This window comes from Methanobacterium formicicum DSM 3637 (genome assembly GCF_000302455.1).
GTDB lineage: Archaea > Methanobacteriota > Methanobacteria > Methanobacteriales > Methanobacteriaceae > Methanobacterium > Methanobacterium formicicum_A.
On the sequence record NZ_AMPO01000001.1, the window covers coordinates 433,460 to 449,871 of the forward strand.

At 39.3% G+C, this 16,412-nt stretch carries 18 protein-coding genes; 9 read left to right on the plus strand and 9 right to left on the minus strand.

The annotated features are described in order from the left end of the window. Window positions 1–111 precede the first annotated feature (111 nt). Window positions 112–744 (plus strand): precorrin-6y C5,15-methyltransferase (decarboxylating) subunit CbiE, encoded by a 633-nt coding sequence (cbiE, locus tag A994_RS02050; protein ID WP_004029598.1) that lies wholly within the window; start codon window positions 112–114, stop codon window positions 742–744. A 186-nt stretch (window positions 745–930) separates the two neighbouring features. Here the strand turns inward: cbiE and A994_RS02055 are convergent, their stop codons facing one another. The 3 genes from A994_RS02055 to A994_RS02060 form a co-directional block, all read right to left on the minus strand. Next, window positions 931–1,299 carry a cupin domain-containing protein gene (locus A994_RS02055; RefSeq protein WP_048203995.1) on the minus strand — a complete coding sequence of 123 codons (369 nt, stop codon included), beginning with the start codon at window positions 1,297–1,299 and terminating at the stop codon, window positions 931–933. A 118-nt stretch (window positions 1,300–1,417) separates the two neighbouring features. Beyond that, on the minus strand, window positions 1,418–1,558 hold the full coding sequence (locus A994_RS13215; protein ID WP_157787246.1) for a hypothetical protein: 141 nt from the start codon (window positions 1,556–1,558) through the stop codon (window positions 1,418–1,420). 83 nt (window positions 1,559–1,641) lie between these two features. After that, window positions 1,642–2,370 carry a hypothetical protein gene (locus A994_RS02060; RefSeq protein WP_004029600.1) on the minus strand — a complete coding sequence of 243 codons (729 nt, stop codon included), beginning with the start codon at window positions 2,368–2,370 and terminating at the stop codon, window positions 1,642–1,644. Between the two features lie 271 nt (window positions 2,371–2,641). Between A994_RS02060 and A994_RS02065 the strand changes: the two genes are divergently transcribed. The 3 genes from A994_RS02065 to A994_RS02075 all read left to right on the plus strand — a co-directional run bounded on the left by A994_RS02065 (window position 2,642) and on the right by A994_RS02075 (window position 4,166). Beyond that, window positions 2,642–3,232, plus strand: coding sequence for a zinc dependent phospholipase C family protein (locus A994_RS02065; protein WP_004029601.1), 591 nt, complete (start codon window positions 2,642–2,644; stop codon window positions 3,230–3,232). A gap of 387 nt (window positions 3,233–3,619) precedes the next feature. Beyond that, the gene (locus A994_RS02070; protein WP_004029602.1) at window positions 3,620–3,886 is read left to right on the plus strand and encodes a TetR/AcrR family transcriptional regulator; all 267 of its coding nucleotides are present in this window, start codon (window positions 3,620–3,622) and stop codon (window positions 3,884–3,886) included. Beyond that, window positions 3,858–4,166, plus strand: a complete 309-nt coding sequence (locus A994_RS02075; protein ID WP_004029603.1) for a hypothetical protein — start codon at window positions 3,858–3,860, stop codon at window positions 4,164–4,166. Before A994_RS02070 ends, A994_RS02075 begins: the two co-directional genes overlap by 29 nt. 170 nt (window positions 4,167–4,336) lie before the next feature. On the opposite strand, the gene A994_RS02080 is transcribed toward A994_RS02075, so the two are convergent. Further along, entirely contained in the window at window positions 4,337–5,314 is a 978-nt protein-coding gene (locus tag A994_RS02080; protein WP_004029604.1) for a TRC40/GET3/ArsA family transport-energizing ATPase, read from the minus strand. Between the two features lie 340 nt (window positions 5,315–5,654). Here A994_RS02080 and A994_RS02085 point away from each other — a divergent pair, with 340 nt between their 5' ends. From A994_RS02085 to leuS, 3 genes are all read left to right on the plus strand, one after another. Beyond that, entirely contained in the window at window positions 5,655–6,464 is an 810-nt protein-coding gene (locus A994_RS02085) for an NAD+ synthase (RefSeq protein ID WP_004029605.1), read from the plus strand. 142 nt (window positions 6,465–6,606) lie between these two features. Next, window positions 6,607–6,924, plus strand: coding sequence for a divalent-cation tolerance protein CutA (cutA, locus tag A994_RS02090; RefSeq protein ID WP_004029606.1), 318 nt, complete (start codon window positions 6,607–6,609; stop codon window positions 6,922–6,924). Window positions 6,925–7,123: 199 nt separating this feature from the next. Then, window positions 7,124–9,979, plus strand: coding sequence for a leucine--tRNA ligase (gene leuS, locus A994_RS02095; RefSeq protein ID WP_004029607.1), 2,856 nt, complete (start codon window positions 7,124–7,126; stop codon window positions 9,977–9,979). A 320-nt stretch (window positions 9,980–10,299) separates the two neighbouring features. Here leuS and A994_RS02100 read toward each other — a convergent pair whose 3' ends face one another. Beyond that, a complete protein-coding gene (locus tag A994_RS02100) occupies window positions 10,300–11,076 on the minus strand; it encodes a fumarylacetoacetate hydrolase family protein (RefSeq protein ID WP_004029608.1) in 777 nt (258 codons plus the stop codon). A 109-nt stretch (window positions 11,077–11,185) separates the two neighbouring features. After that, window positions 11,186–12,046: an ATP phosphoribosyltransferase gene (gene hisG, locus A994_RS02105; protein ID WP_004029609.1), complete on the minus strand. Its 861-nt coding sequence runs from the start codon at window positions 12,044–12,046 to the stop codon at window positions 11,186–11,188. Between the two features lie 173 nt (window positions 12,047–12,219). Between hisG and A994_RS02110 the strand changes: the two genes are divergently transcribed. Together A994_RS02110 and A994_RS02115 are read left to right on the plus strand one after the other, a co-directional pair. After that, the gene (locus A994_RS02110) at window positions 12,220–13,512 is read left to right on the plus strand and encodes an amidohydrolase family protein (RefSeq protein WP_004029610.1); all 1,293 of its coding nucleotides are present in this window, start codon (window positions 12,220–12,222) and stop codon (window positions 13,510–13,512) included. A 118-nt stretch (window positions 13,513–13,630) separates the two neighbouring features. Continuing rightward, window positions 13,631–14,317: an HAD family hydrolase gene (locus A994_RS02115; RefSeq protein WP_004029612.1), complete on the plus strand. Its 687-nt coding sequence runs from the start codon at window positions 13,631–13,633 to the stop codon at window positions 14,315–14,317. 48 nt (window positions 14,318–14,365) lie between these two features. On the opposite strand, the gene A994_RS02120 is transcribed toward A994_RS02115, so the two are convergent. The 3 genes from A994_RS02120 to A994_RS02130 all read right to left on the minus strand — a co-directional run bounded on the left by A994_RS02120 (window position 14,366) and on the right by A994_RS02130 (window position 16,400). Next, on the minus strand, window positions 14,366–14,569 hold the full coding sequence (locus A994_RS02120; RefSeq protein ID WP_004029613.1) for a hypothetical protein: 204 nt from the start codon (window positions 14,567–14,569) through the stop codon (window positions 14,366–14,368). 353 nt (window positions 14,570–14,922) lie between these two features. Further along, window positions 14,923–15,669 (minus strand): ABC transporter ATP-binding protein, encoded by a 747-nt coding sequence (locus A994_RS02125; protein ID WP_048203996.1) that lies wholly within the window; start codon window positions 15,667–15,669, stop codon window positions 14,923–14,925. Next, on the minus strand, window positions 15,663–16,400 hold the full coding sequence (locus tag A994_RS02130; RefSeq protein WP_004029615.1) for an ABC transporter permease: 738 nt from the start codon (window positions 16,398–16,400) through the stop codon (window positions 15,663–15,665). The genes A994_RS02125 and A994_RS02130 overlap by 7 nt, the downstream gene beginning before the upstream one ends. Window positions 16,401–16,412 lie beyond the last annotated feature (12 nt).

A 16,412-nucleotide genomic window follows, 5' to 3' on the forward strand; every position in this document is an offset into this window, starting at 1 on the left:
AATCCAATAATTAACCATCCTTAATCAAATCATTAATTAATCATAATTCAAGATTTAAATTAATCATTATCAAAAGCATGCACTTTAAATAAAGAAACAGGAGTAATTAACATGTCAAAACTTTATCTGGTGGGGATCGGACCGGGGTCTAGTGATTATTTAACTGCAGCAGCCATAAACACGGCAGGATCGGTTGATGTGCTTGTGGGGAGTCAGAGGGCTCTGGATCTGTTCCCAGGATTTGAGGGGCAAACTCTTATTCTCAGGGCACGGAACATGGATGAAATGATGAAAAAATCAATTTATCTGGTTGATGAAGGTAAAAACGTGGCCATTCTCTCCACAGGCGATCCGGGATTTTCAGGAGTACTCAATCCAATATTAAAACTGCGTGATGACTTGGACTTGGAGGTAATTCCTGGAATTAGTTCCCTGCAACTTGCAGCTGCCAGACTACAAATACCCTGGGATCAGGTTAACCTGCTCACTCTTCATGGGAAAGGAAATTCCAAGATAATACTGGATTTCATGGATAATGGAAAACCAACCATTGTTTTACCCGACTTTAAGGTGGAAAAACTGGCGCAATTCCTCCTGGAAAATGGTGTTGACCAGGATAGAAAAGTTGCAGTGTGCGAAAGACTCAGCTACCCAGATGAGAGAATAGTTAATGGAACTTTAAAAGAAATAGCAGCTATGGATTTCACTTATCTCTGTGTGGTAATCATCTATGAAACTTTTTAATTTGCAGGATTAGTAATTTTACAGATAAGATATGTAAATTAAATATACTCTTAAATTAATTATAAACTCTTAATCTAAAAGTAAATCTAAGTTTCATCTAGTAAACTTAGTTTCATCAAGTTAAACTTAGTTTTACCCATTAATCTTAATTTTATTCTAATAAACTTAGTTTTATCTAATAAAATCTCAATCTACACACAACTCTTCATCTTTTCCCTGCCATGGGGGTGTTACAACACATAGAAACTCTAAGTTGGATTTACCAATGTTTTCAATGAATTGCACAGATCCAGGCGGGATGTAAATTATCTCACCGGGTTCCACATTGGAAGATTCATCATTGATGTGAATTTTCCCACTACCCTTAGTGATGTAATAAATCTCCACAGAACTGTTCAGCTTATGAGGCAGGGAGGCCTTACCCTTCTCAAGGAGGGCATGGGCCACACTGCAACCCATTTCAATGTTTTCATTTTTAGGATGCAGGAGTTCACAGAGAACAGTTTCATCGGCTACCTGGAAATATTCACAATTTTTAATGGATTTTATCAACATTAAATCACCAACAGTTTCCAATGGCTTGGAAAACTTTTTTTATTTTAATTGAACCTGTTTTATTAATCAAATTATCAAATCTATTTTTAATCATGCCTACTTTTAGTTAAATCTATTTTTAATCCGACATTATTTCAAAGATCTTAAAGGCAATTACAGAACCGCAGATCCAGGAAAAGATTTTAATAGGTCCGGTGGGAGATTTTTCTCCTGTAAAATCAGCCAAAAGTCTGAAAATTAATACTATTGCTACGAACACCAGAAAAGCCACTAAAATACTGAGGATTCTTTTATTATCTATTTTACCACGACCCCTAGTTATTCTTTAAGGATATTGGTTGCTTATTCTTCTTTTTCTCCTTTTCCTTCTCTTTCTCCGTTTCCTGAAGCCAGAGTCTCCAAATCATCCAGCATTTCCAGTTCTCTTCCTTCCTTTTCTTCTTTTTTGATCAGAATTATTCCTATAGCAGCCCCCAGTATACCTCCCAAGGTGTCCACAAACAAATCTTCTATGGTGTCGGCCAGGGGGGATGCTACCATAGACCCTTGGGTGAGTCCTGTGGGCAAATAATGTCCAATTAAAGGGTACAGGGCCTGATCATAGAAATATTCGGCCATTTCAAGACCGGCTCCCAAGCCCATGGTAATCAAAACGATAAGTGCAAACATCACTCCTGTACTGGCCTGAAGCTTTCCCAAGGCGTAGAATGTGTAAATAATTACCATTCCTACCAGTCCAATGATGAAGGATACTAGTAAATGCATGAATTTATCATAATAATGAACCCGGCTGTATAAACTATAAGCATCGGCCATAATCAACTCAAAGAAGACTACAATTAAAAAAAGTATCTCAATATCGATGGGAACCACACATATTCTGTTTTTGGTAAAAAACCATGGTGTTAACAGTATTACCAGTGCTAAAATTGCTAAAAAACCGAAAAAAACTTCTCCCAGAATGATCTGGTAAAGTGCATTAATCAGAATTATTAACCTTAAAAATAATCTCAAATATCTCTTCCAGGATGGTACTTTACTGAAATGGATGGGGCATGATTTTTTATACATTTTAATATCACCTGGAATAAGTCATATGGAACATTATATTCAATTTAATATCATTTTATTTCATTTAATATAATTTAATTTAGTTTTAGTCTTACATATTAAAGAAATAGGAATGAAGTAGATTTATGGATTTTTATAAACTCATCCATCCAACTCATCACATACGTTTAAATATGAGTACTCACTACACATTTTTAAACTCAGTTTTTCAAGGCTCAATTTTATCTTAAATTTCCCATGTTCACTTTAAAAAAACCATGTTCGAGGAACCATGAAAAAACCCTTTGTAATGATTTTTATCACTTTAACAGCATTTTTGGCGTTAGTTCAACCAGTATCTGCATGGGCAGCTCCCAATCATTATGAAATTGCCGAGGAAGTATATTATTCTCTTCCTGCTGATGCACAGAATAACCTGGACCTTTCAAAAATGCTTGACGGTGCCGATGATCCAGATTATAAGTTTTTTGACTACGAATATCACAGGTACCCTGCCAGTGAGGAAAAAATCAATTACTGGCTCCTGGAAGGCAGAGAATATTATCAGGAGGGAGATTATAAACAGGCCAGTTACTGTTTTGGGGTGGCAACCCATTACATTTCAGATAGTGTATGCCCTCCCCATTCAGGGAGTGGTCATTCCGGTTATGAACACACCAAATGCGAGTTACAGGCCATGCTCCTAGAACCACACATCACTGATAAAACAGGAAACTGGGATAATGAATTAACTGCAGATAACCAGATGAGTGCTAATGCATGGGAGCAGTGGTTAAAAACAGATGATGATGAATATATTCAGGAATGCCTTAATAAAGCCGCTGATCTGTCTTATCAAGCTGTAAACAGTGCTGTTTCTTAATTAGATTTTAAAATTAATCTAAACTAATCTTTTCATATTTTCCGGGGTTTAAATTCACTAGGCAATGATGATACAAAGTGAATTGAGAATATTAACACTAAACTTTAATAATTACTTAAAAAACAAAGATAACTGGATAATGCTGGTGCATAAGTTCAGAAACTCTATATATTTTGAAAGAGTATAATTTTTAACAGAGTATAACCAAATATGCTTAGTACGTACTAATTGAAATTTCTATTGTAACTCCTTTTTGGAATTATATCTATAGAAAATTACGTAAGATAACTTGAATTTTCAATATAGCTTGAATTTTCAAAAGATCTCAATGAATTCCAAATGAAATATTTCACTAGATTTAAGTTGATTTAATGGTTGCATGTGAACATGGTCAGTAAAACAGAACAGAAATTTTTAGACGTGGCTTTAGAAATATTTGCTGAAAAAGGATATAAGGGTGCTACAACTAGACTTATAGCACAAAAAGCGGGTTTCAGTGAATTAACTTTGTTTAGAAAATTCAAAACAAAAGAAAATCTTTTTAACAAGGTTTTAACTCAGAATGTAGCAAAAGTTAAGGAAGATTTAGCTAAATCACTTGCTGATAATGTTTCTGACTCTCCTAATGTTTTTTTTAAGAACCTTAATAACTGATATGGCCAGAATTGCTGATGATAATTACGAATTTATTTTCCTGTCCAACACTCAAAAAACTGACAATATTGATCCTATGCGGGCAGAATTCGTTAAATATGTGGGTAAACATCTAGAAGAGAACCTTCCTGGTCGGGAAATAGATTACAAGGCATTCGCGCTTTCCATATATTCTTACACATTCATGATCAGCAGAACCAAACATTATGAGCAGGGCTTTTTTAACTATGATGAAGCGCTTGAAGGATTCGTTAAGAACGCGTTGAAGCTTTTCAGCTAGTTTTGAATTTTTCACCTAAATATTGAAATATCAATGGAAAAAAGAGTAATTAAGTGAACTTAAAGAATAATCAGGTGAAATGTAAAATAAGGGAAATAGGGTAATTAGGGATATTAATCAACGGGATATTAATAAAAAGAGAATTGTAGTTTAAATAATAAAGTAAAATTTTAGGAAGCTACTTCAGGCTCCCCGTATAAAATCTTACCAACTTCTCGCAGTTTTTCAGTACCCTTAACTTCCTCACGGAATAATGGTATCTCGGCAACTACCTGTCCACCGAATTTTTGACGGATACTTTCCATTCTTTTTTGTTGAATGTTACGTCGAGCACGGCAGAATTCACAGTCTGCCTCTTCAGGCTGGATCTGATTCACTATAACTGCATCTGTGTTCATGTTATTCTTATGCAGGGCTTCCATTGCTCTTTCAGATTCGTAGATAGACATCTCCTCAGGGATGACCACCATCTTAAAGGATGTTCTTTCCGGGTCAGCCATAACTTCCCTAGCCACTTTGATCTGTTTTTTAGTGGCTTCCATGTCTTCCATGGCACGGTCCTCTTCTTCTTCATCTCCCATGAAGGGCATGATGTTCTTGAAGGCCTTGGCCATGCTACCTACCTGTCTTCGGATTTTGATCATTTTTCCCACCCAGCTATCCATCATTTCAGGGAAGGATAACAGTCTCAGGGTGTGACCGGTAGGTGCAGTGTCGAACACCACAATATCGTACTCATCAGTGGTCATGTACTGGAGAAATTTATCAAAAGCAGCTGCTTCGTCGATTCCAGGGGCCATGGAAGCCATTTCCATCTGATCCTCCATCATACCCATGTCCATGCCAGGGTTCAGGGCCTGCTGTTCCTTCATCTTAACCTGATAGTCCTGCATTGCCACTTCGGGGTCGATTTCAGCAGCCCACAGGTTTTCACCGATAGGTGTGGGGTCATGTCCCAGGTTCCTTTCTAAGGAGTCAGAAAGTGAGTGAGCTGGATCTGTTGAGATTACCAGGGTTTTTTTACCCTCATCAGCTAACCATAGTGCAGTTGCTGCGGATATGGTAGTTTTACCTACTCCTCCTTTCCCTCCAATAAACACGAATGTTGTTTTTCCTTTTTTAAAATGGAAAAGGTCTCTAATTGCCATTATTGTGTGCCTCCATTATTTATTCTAGATCGCTATAATCCTAAAATAAATTTCAATACTAAACCTCAATCTTTCCAAGTTAAATAGTTTTTATTAGATTATGTTATTAAATTCTGTGAGCATATAAAAATTATGCAAAAAATCCATATTTAATAAAGACCCCAATATAAAAATAGTGAGAATATTTTAAAAATGTAGAGTTTTTTAAAATCCATGGGCTTCGAGGGATAGAAGGATAAAGTACCTTGAAAGGGGTTAGAAAAGGCCATATTCAGGATTTAAATTTGATATTAATTTGTTATGGATCAATCTGGATTAAATAATAATCATGGTGTATGATATGGTGGACAATAATGGAATTTTACCAGTTTTAGATGTAGAACGTGTTTCAAGGGACATATCAAATTTTATTGAAAGTTCATTAATAGAATCAAATGCCCAGGGCCTGGTTATAGGTCTTAGTGGTGGTTTGGATTCTGCTACAACTGCCAAACTATGTGCCCAGGTTGTGAATACTGATAAAATTTTGGGATTGATTTTGCCCAGTCAGAGTACCAATCAGGAAGATGTCGATGATGCAGTAAGTTTGGCTGAGGAAATAGGGATAAAATATAAAATCATACCAATCGACCCACTTATTGAACCAGTTCAAGATATTTGCAGCCGTTCAGAGACTAATGAAAACTATAAACTTGCCGGAGCAAATCTTAAGGCACGTATGAGGATGATAATTCTTTATTATCATGCTAACGCCCTTAATCGTTTGGTGGTTGGTACTGGTAACCGAACTGAACTTTTAATTGGCTATTTCACCAAATACGGTGATGGTGGAGTGGATATACTCCCTATAGGGGAACTGTACAAAACAGATGTTCGCCGGGTGGCTAAATATCTTGGTGTTAGTGACAGTATTCTGTATAAAGCCCCTACTGCTGGTTTATGGCAGGGTCAGACCGATGAGGATGATCTGGGAATTAAATACGAACTTTTAGATGAAATTCTATACTTGACGACGGAAAAAGAAATGGAAGAGGATGAACTGGCCTTAAAACTTAATATAAAACTGGATGAAGTGATAAGGGTCAAGGCAATGATGCGAAGAGCTGAACACAAAACCAGAATGCCACTCATGCCATCAATAATCAGATAAAATTTATTTAAACACTTATTAATGAGCTAAATGTTGTTCAGTTAGGTAATAATGATTGAACTTCATTAAATAGTTTTAAAATTAGATATTCAAAGGAAACATATTCAGTTGAGGGAGAAAGTTAAACAAGAGATGTTTTTGAATGTATTCTATGGTTTATGTCACAGCTTCTGGAGTAGAAGAAGCCAAAAAAATAGCACGAAACTTATTAGAAGATAAATTAGTAGCCTGTGCTAATATAATCCCTAAAATGGAATCTATTTACTGGTGGGAAGGAAATTTGGAGGAAGATGTTGAATCAATCCTACTTTTAAAGACTCATTCAGAATCAGTGGATAAAGTTATAGATAGGGTTAAAGAAATCCACAGCTACCAGACACCATGTGCACTGGAAATTCAGATCAAAAGTGGATCCAGTGAATACCTGGATTGGCTGGATAAATCACTAAAAAAGCATTAAAACTTTAATTGTCAGATTTAATTCAATTATAGATTTAATATAATAATTGTTAGATTTAATCAAATACAGATTTAATATTAATTTGATTAATTAATTCGATACAATCTGTAGATATAACTTAAATATTGATGAAATTAGTGTTAATTAAATTATTAAATTAGTTTTTACCAAATTAAACTCAGATCATGGCGGTGATGTAGTGACAGATATTAAAATTGAGGAGAAATGGCAGAAAAAATGGCAGAAATCAAAATTATTCCAATCAAACCCTGATAATCGTGAAAAACTTTTCTTGACCGTGGCCTATCCATACCCCAGTGGAGCAATGCACGTGGGACACGGCCGTACCTACACTGTACCTGATGTCTATGCTCGTTTTAAAAGGATGCAGGGATACAACGTGCTATTCCCCATGGGTTGGCACGTAACCGGGGCTCCAGTTATCGGAATAGCCAAACGTATCAGTAGAAGAGACCCCTGGACTCTCGATATATATAAAAACATCCACAAAGTACCTGAAGAAGAGCTTAATAAATTCACAGACCCTCATTACATTGTTAAATACTTCAGTGGGGAATACCATCAGGTGATGAGTCAACTGGGTTTTTCCATAGACTGGAGACGTGAATTCACCACCATCGATCCCCACTACCAGAAATTCATCACCTGGCAGTTTAAAAAACTCAAAGACAAAGAACTGGTGCGAAGAGGAGAACATCCCGTTAAGTACTGTCCTGATGATGAGAATCCAGTGGGAGACCATGACCTCCTTGAAGGAGAAGGTGTGACCATCAACGAATTGACCCTCATCAAGTTTAAAATGGGGGAAACCTATCTGGTCGCCGCTACTTTCCGACCAGAAACCCTCTTCGGAGCCACCAATCTATGGTTAAATCCAGATGAAGAATACGTTAAGATCAAAAGTGCTGGAGAAGAATGGATCGTAAGTAAAAAAGCTTACACAAACCTTTTAAACCAGAAAACAGACCTGGAACTGGTGGATCAAGTCGATGCACCAGGATTAATAGGACAGTACGTGGAAAACCCGTTAACCGGTGAAAAACACATAATTTTACCTGCTTCATTCGTAGATCCTGGTTATGCTACTGGGGTGGTTTACTCCGTACCAGCACACGCACCAGCAGATTACATAGCCCTGGCTGACCTTAAAAAGGATACTGAGACCCTGGAAAAATATGGTATAGCTCGTGAAGTGGAGAAAATCCAGCCAATAGGACTCATACGCCTTAAAGAGTTTGGAGAACACCCTGCAGTGGAGATGATTGAGAAGATGGGTGTTAAAAGCCAGGAAGACCCTAAACTCAAGGAAGCCACCAATGAAATGTACAAACTGGAACACGCCAAGGGAGTTATGGATGAACACGTAACTGGATATTCCGGTTTACGGGTCCCGGAGGCCAGAGATGCAATTAAAGAAACCCTCTTAGAAGCAGATAAAGGGGAATTAATGTACGAATTTTCTGAAAAACCGGTGATCTGCCGCTGCGGTACCGAGTGTGTGGTTAAAATCCTGGACAACCAGTGGTTCCTCAAGTACTCTGATGAAGAATGGACCGAAGCCACCCAGAACACTCTCTCGAAGATGAAAACCGTGCCTGCAGAGATAAGGCCCAACTTCGAATACTACCTCAACTGGCTCCATGACTGGGCCTGCGCCCGTAGAATAGGTCTCGGAACACCCCTACCCTGGGACCCTCAGTGGTTAATCGAGCCACTCAGTGATTCCACCATCTATATGAGTTATTATGCCATAGCACCCTACCTGAAGGATATTGATCCAGAGGAACTGGATGAAGAGTTCTTCGACCACATATTCTTGGACAAACCAACCACTAAAACCAACATTCCAGCGGGTATGAGGGAAGAATTCAACTACTGGTATCCTCTTGACTGGAGATTATCCGCCAAGGACCTGGTGGGAAACCACCTTTCATTCCACATATTCCACCACACAGCCATATACCCTGAGGAAAAAAGACCACGTGGAGTGGTGGTCTTCGGAATGGGATTACTGGAGGGAAATAAAATGTCATCATCCAAGGGAAACATCATCCTCCTGGAAGATGCCATCAAAATCCACGGAGCAGACGTGGTAAGATTATTCCTCATGTCATCTGCAGAGCCATGGCAGGACTTTGACTGGAGAGAAAAAGAGGTTATTGGAACTAAAAAACGTTTAGAATGGTTTTCAGGATTCGCAACCATGGTGGATGAACTGCACGGCTCACAGATCCAGCTGAGTAACTACACCCAAGCTCCACCAGTTGATAAAGCCATAAACGCCTGGATGATCAGCCAGGTGAACCAGCGCATCCGTGATGCCACCCAGGCACTGGAAGGATTCCAGACACGTAAAGCACTCCAAGAAGCCTTGTTCCTGTTTAAGAAGGATATTGACCATTACCTGCACCGGGTAGACCTTGCACTGAAGAAAGAAGATGATCGTGATGAAATAACCAATGTCCTAGCCTACGTCCTGGGAATATGGATACGGTTAATGGCCCCGTTCACACCCCATGCCTGTGAAGAGCTGTGGAACCGCCATGGAGGACAGGGATTCGTATCAGAAGCACCATGGCCCGAAGCAGATCCAGATCTAATTAATGAGAAAGTGCACAAGGGTGAAGAGATCATCCAGGGATTGGTGGAGGATATTAAGGAGATTCAGAAGATAACCCAGACTCAGGCCGAGAAGGTTCACATTTACCTGGCCCCAGAATGGAAATGGAAGGTTTTCGACATTGCCCGTGAGGTTGGAAAGCCGGATATTGGACGTATAATGGGGCAAGCCATTAAAGCCAATATCCATGATAATAAAAAGGAACTGGCAGGATTCGCCCAGAAAATAGCCAGGGAAATGACCCGAATAAACTATGTAGGGTGGATGGACGAAAAACAGCTCTTAAACGATGCACAGGATTATCTGGTCAGGGAAACCGGTGCTGAAATCATACTCCACCCCGAACCAGACTACGATCCTCAGAATAAGGCCAGGAATGCTCTGCCATATAAACCCGCTTTATTCATTGAATAAACCCCTTTTATTCATTGAATAAACCCTACCAAATCCTTTACTAAGATTGAAATTAATAATATTTTTTGGGTTTATTCTCCTTTTTATTTTAAGAGGCTTTTATTTTCAGGTCTTTTTATTTTCGAGGTCTTTAATTCTCAGGTCTTTTATTTTCAGGCTTATTATTTTAATGTTTTTTTTATTTTTCAGGTAGTATTCTTCGTTTTGTTTTATTTTTATATTATTATGGAAAATCTGGAATAAAAGAAAATTTTAAAATATATAAAAAAAGGATTAAAAGGTTATAAAAATTCATAAACTCTTAAAATGATTTTAATTCTTTAAATAACTGTAACTTCATTTTTTAAAGTTCCAATTCCATCTACTGTCACTTCAACCACATCCCCTACCTTCATGGGTCCCACACCAGGTGGAGTTCCAGTGGCAATAACATCCCCTGGATTAAGGGTCATTATATTGGATATGTATTCCACCAGTTCATCTACAGGGAATATCATATTTTTAGTGTTGGATTTCTGTTTAACTTCATTGTTTAGTTTCAAGGAGATGTTCTGATTAGAGGGGTCCAGTTCAGTTTCCACCCAGGGCCCCAAGGGACAGAATGTGTCGAAACTCTTGGCACGGGTCCACTGACCATCTTTTTGCTGTAAATCACGGGCAGTAATATCATTTAGGATAGTATAACCTGCTATGTAATCAAATGCATCCTCTTGACTAACAAAACGGGCTTCTCGGCCAATTACTACTGCCAGTTCAGCTTCATAGTCTACCTGGTGTGATTGATGGGGGTAAATGATCTTATCCTCGTGGCCTATTACAGTGCTTGGGGGTTTTAAAAATAGTATGGGCTCTTCAGGAAGGTTCATGTTCAACTCTTCAGCATGGTCCCGGTAATTAAGGCCCACACAGACCACCTTACTGGGTTGAACCGGTGGGAGGATTTTAACCTCATCCAATGAGTAAAATTCCTTCCTTTCCAGATCATCAAAGGGGGAGCAGGATGCTTCAATCAGGGGAAGATGTATTTCTACCATCCCCCCATTTATCATAACCCCTGTTTTTTCCTTACCATCCTTTTTGAATCTTAGAATTTTCATAAAATCCACTAAATTTGGTTTTTTTTAGAATGAATACATGATTCCGGTGTTAAATCTCAAATTTTATCATACATTTATCTATCAATATTTATCAGGTAATCCTCTCTTATCAGATAATCCTCTCAATTGGAACCACCAGAATATCCCGAGCACCAATCTTTTTCAGGCGGTTAACTACCTGGAATACTTCATGTTCATTTACCACGGCGTGTACCGCTACTACGCCGCTGTTGGAGAGAACCTGGGAGACAGTAGGGCCAGTCATACCTGGCATGGCACTTTTAACCTCATCCAGAACTTCCTCATCCACGTTCATCATCACCAGCTTCTTACCTTCTGCATCCAGAACACCCTTCACTCCGGTTCGGATTTCTTCAATTTTCTCCCTCTTCTCCTGGTAACTGTCTGGATTGGCTATGAGGTGTACTGAACTTTCCAGGATGGTTTCCACCATCTGGAGATGGTTCATCTTGAGGGTGGTGCCGGTACTGGTCAGATCGGTGATAAGGTCTGAAACGCCAATAAAAGGGGCTATTTCAGTTGATCCGCTGAGTTCAACAATTTTTACGGGGATGTTCTGTGTTTTAAAGTATTTTTCGGTGAGATGGGGGAATTCAGTGGCTACAATGGATCCATCCTTAACATCTGAAAGTTTCTTCACTTCAGAGTCTTCAGGGGCTGCCAGCACCAGTTTGGATCTTCCAAATTTGAGATCTTCTAAGATCTTCACATGGGCCTCTTTCTCTTCTATTAAATCCAGTCCAGTCATTCCCAGGTCTGCGGCACCATCTGCTACAAACTCAGGGATATCTGCTGCCCGGGTGAACATAACACTGATCTGGTCATCATAGGTATCGGAAAACAGTCGACGATTAACTGCATCCTTCAATCCAATACCTGCCTTGGATAAGAGCTTCACTGCAGGGTCGCTTATCCTTCCTTTGGATGGAAGGGCTATTCTTATCTCCATCTAAAAAATCCTCCTATATGAACTTTAGTTAAAAACTTTAATAGGTGCATCTAAACATTATTTAGTAAAAATGATTCAACCTGGTAATAACCTACCGGGTCCGTAGATTTGCACAGTACTAAACTGTAGATATTTATGTTATTTTCCCCAATCTTATATAGATAGGTGGTCCCATGGAAACCCAGACTATTCAAATAAAAAACACAACTATCCTTGCAGATGAAGTCAAGAAAGGATCCGTACTCATAGAAGACGACAAAATCGTTGATATAACTCGCAGTAACTCCAGTAATGGTGCGGATGAAATCATTAATGGGGAAGGAAAATTTCTCATTCCCGGACTGGTGAACACCCACACTCACCTTTCAATGAGTTTAATGAGGGGGTTAGCAGATGATTTGCCTCTGGATGTGTGGTTAAATGACCATATCTGGCCAGTGGAAGCACACCTGGAAGGTGAGCATTGCTATGCTGGGGCCCTTTTATCGGCACTGGAGATGATTAAATCCGGAACCACCACCTGTAATGACATGTACTTTTTCATGGATGATGTGGCCCGTGCCATTGATAAAGCGGGTATGAGGGGATTACTATGCCATGGAATGATCGATCTTTTTGATGGGGAAAAACGGAAAGCAGAATATAAAGAAACCCTGCGTATCATAGAAAAATGCCATAACACTGCAGATGGTAGAATTCAGGTGGCACTGGGGCCCCATACTCCTTACACATGTTCAACTGAACTTTTAAACTGGGTTCGTAAGAAGGCAGATGAAAAGGGACTTAGAATTCACATTCACGTTTCAGAAACTGAAAAGGAAGTTGAAGACAGTTTAAATGATCGGTTAAAGAGGCCCTTTGAGTACCTGGAGGATATTAAATTTTTAGGACCTGATGTAACTGCAGCTCACTCGGTATGGCTTTCAGGGGCGGAAATATCTTTAATCAAGGATAATAATGTTAAATTGTCTCACAATCCTCTGAGCAACATGAAACTAGCTTCAGGAATATCTCCAGTTTCGGATTTACTGGCCAATGATGTATGTGTATCTCTGGGAACTGACGGAGCTGCGTCTAATAACAACCTTGATCTATTCCAGGAGATGAAAACATCCAGCCTCCTTCAAAAGGTACGTAAACTTGATCCTACGGTTCTGCCTGCTGGTAAAGTTCTTGAAATGGCCACCATAAATGGTGCAACTGCCCTGGGTATGGAGAAGGAGATAGGAACTATTGAAGTTGGAAAGAAAGCGGATATGGTCCTGGTGGACATGAAAGCACCTCACCTGACTCCTTACAGGAACCCTGTTTCACATCTGGTTTACTCGGCAGAAGGTGCAGATGTGAATACAGTTATATGTAACGGGCAGATTTTAATGCGCGAAAGGGAAGTCCTGGTCATGGATGAGGTTGAAGTTATGGAACTGGCTGAAAACGCTGCAGAAGACCTTTTATCACGAATTTGAGGGCTTTAATCAATTATTTTTTTTCCATTTATACTGTTTAATGCCTAAAATTTACTAATGGGCACTCAATGAATTAATTCTAAAATAAGAGGATATTTCTAAAAATAAGGCGATATTCATGGATAATGAAATTTTAACACTATTTGATATTGACGGCACACTGGTTAGGGGCGCTCGCTGCCACTACATGGCATTTGTGCACTCAGTCAGCAAGTTCTATGGAATGGAAGAGGATATAAGTGGCATAAACTACGCTGGAAAGACAGACCCTCAAATACTCCGGGAAGTTCTGGAGATGGGGGAAATACCAGAGGAAACCATTGAACGAAATTTCCAGGCCTGTTTGGATTACATGGTTGATTATTACCTGGCCAATGTACACCAGGAAAATGTCATGGCTTTGGGTGGTGTTAAAGAGCTTTTAGACGAACTTCAAACAGATAAAGTGCTTATAGGACTTACCACTGGAAACCTGGAACGCATTGCCCATGCAAAGTTAGGCCGTGCTGGTATTGACAACTATTTTTCATTTGGTGGATTTGGCAGCGACAGTCCAAAAAGGCCATGTCTGGTTAAAAAAGCCCTGGAACGCGCCCGGGATTTATATGGGTACCAGGGGGATCAGGTGTTCGTTATTGGGGATACTCCTCGTGATGTGGAAGCAGCCAGACCATTTAACCTTCACACCATAGCTGTGGCTACTGGAAGGTATTCTACTCATGATCTGGGGGAAACTGGCGCCGATTTTGTCCTGGAAAGTTTGGAGAACGTTGATAAGATCAGGGAAATTATAGGATTGGGTTAAATCAGGAATCCAATTTAATCCAATTTAATCGGATTAATCTTCAAAAAGTTAATCTTCATAAATTATTTCAGATTCAATTTTTTCTCTTTTTTCCCGGGCTGCAATGCACCCTTTTTCAAATCCCAACTTAAAACCTTCTTTAAAGAGTTCTAAAGAGAATTCTCTTAGTCTCTCATTCTCTTTTTGATAGTTTTCATTTTCTTTCTTATACTGCTGCATTTCGGAAAGTTCAATGAGGTTTAATCTCTCCATATGATCCCTCTAACTAATTCTTAATTTTAACTAATTTTTTAAGGGAGAAAACCGTGGGGTGCACCTTTTGTTCTGGTTTTTTGTGTTTCTCTCTCACTTGAAGATGGGTTGAAACCATATTTAAATATTGCTATTTAGGTTTTAAAATTCCTATTTAGTGATATAATTGGGGGTGTGATAATCAATTAAGGGAATTTTAAAAGGATGTGATAAACCATTTAAGGGAATTTTAAAAAATGGAATTTTTAAAAAAATAATTTAAACTGGAATTTAAACTTGGAATTTTTGGAACCAATAAAAAAGACCTAATAAAAAACTACCTCCTGGCCCAGGTAATTCTTGGTCTCATGTGTTTACCATTCATAATCCAGGAAACTGGTAATTTCTTTTTTAAGTTCCAAAAACTGGGAGGATGACCTGTCTCGAAGCCGCTCAAGTTTAACTTGGAAACTCTTAATGACTTTGCCCGGGTTTCGACTTAATACCACCACCCGATCAGCCAGGAAAATTGCTTCATCCACATTATGGGTTACAAAAATGATTGTTTTTTGTTCTTCTTTCCAGATGCGGACCAGTTCCTCCTGGAGTTTGTGTCGGGTCTGCACATCCAGTGCAGAGAATGGTTCATCCATTAAAAGAACATGGGGATCGTTAACCAGTGAACGGGCAATGGCCACCCTCTGTTTCATTCCTCCGGATAGTTCCCGGGGATAACTGGTCTCTGCCTGGGATAAACCAACCATTTTCAGGTATTCTCTGGCTTTTTGTAGCCTTTCATCTTCTTTCATCTCTTTTAATTCCAGTCCAAAGGTCACATTTTCCAGTACATTTAGCCAGGGGAATAGGGAGTACTGCTGGAACACGTAACCCCTTTCTATACTTGGGTGGGATATTTCAACGTCTTCTTCCAGTATACGGCCACTGGTAGGGAAGTCCAGTCCAGCTATCATCCTGAGCAGTGTGGTTTTCCCACAACCCGATGGTCCTACTATGCACAGGAATTCTCCTTTATTAACATCAAGATTAATATCCTGGAGAACTACCTGGTCCTGCCCTTCATGGTTGAAACTTTTTGTAATGTTTTCAAGGGTTATCACCAGCTCACCTCCTTCTCAATCCTATTAAAGAGATAATCCGCACCTAATCCAATCACTCCAATGGTCAGCATTCCTACAATAGCACTACCAGTATCTAACATACTGGTTGAGGTGAATATGAGGTATCCGAGGCCGTTGTTTGATCCTATCATCTCTGCTGCTACGGTACACATTAAAGCAACTCCCACACCTACTTTCAATCCAGTGACAATGCTTGGTAAAGATGCTGGAACCACTACTTTCCGTAGAGTCTGCATATGACTTGCTCCCAGAGTGTAAGCTGATTCTAAAAGGACTTTATCCACTCTTTTAACTCCATCCATGGTGCTGATTAGTATGGGGAAAACACTACCCACGAATATAATGAAAATTGCTGATTCCATTCCCACACCAAACCATAAAATCGCGAATGGTATCCAGGCGATGGGTGGAATTGGTCTCAAAAGACCAATGGTCAGACTGGTAAAATCATTAAATGTTTTTGACCATCCCATCAAAATCCCCAGGGGAATACCCACCAGTGCCGAGACTATGAGTCCCAGTACAACTCGCAGTAAAGTTAAAGAAGTATCTGCAATGAGTTGTCCATTCATTAAAAGTGCTGTGAATGATTGAAAAACAGCAGATGGGCTGGGAAGGAAATAAGATGGTATTAACCCTGTGAATGTGGTTAGCAACGCCCAGATTACAACAACTGAAACCGGTAAAATTAATGAAAACCATATTTTGCGCATTTTCTATACCCC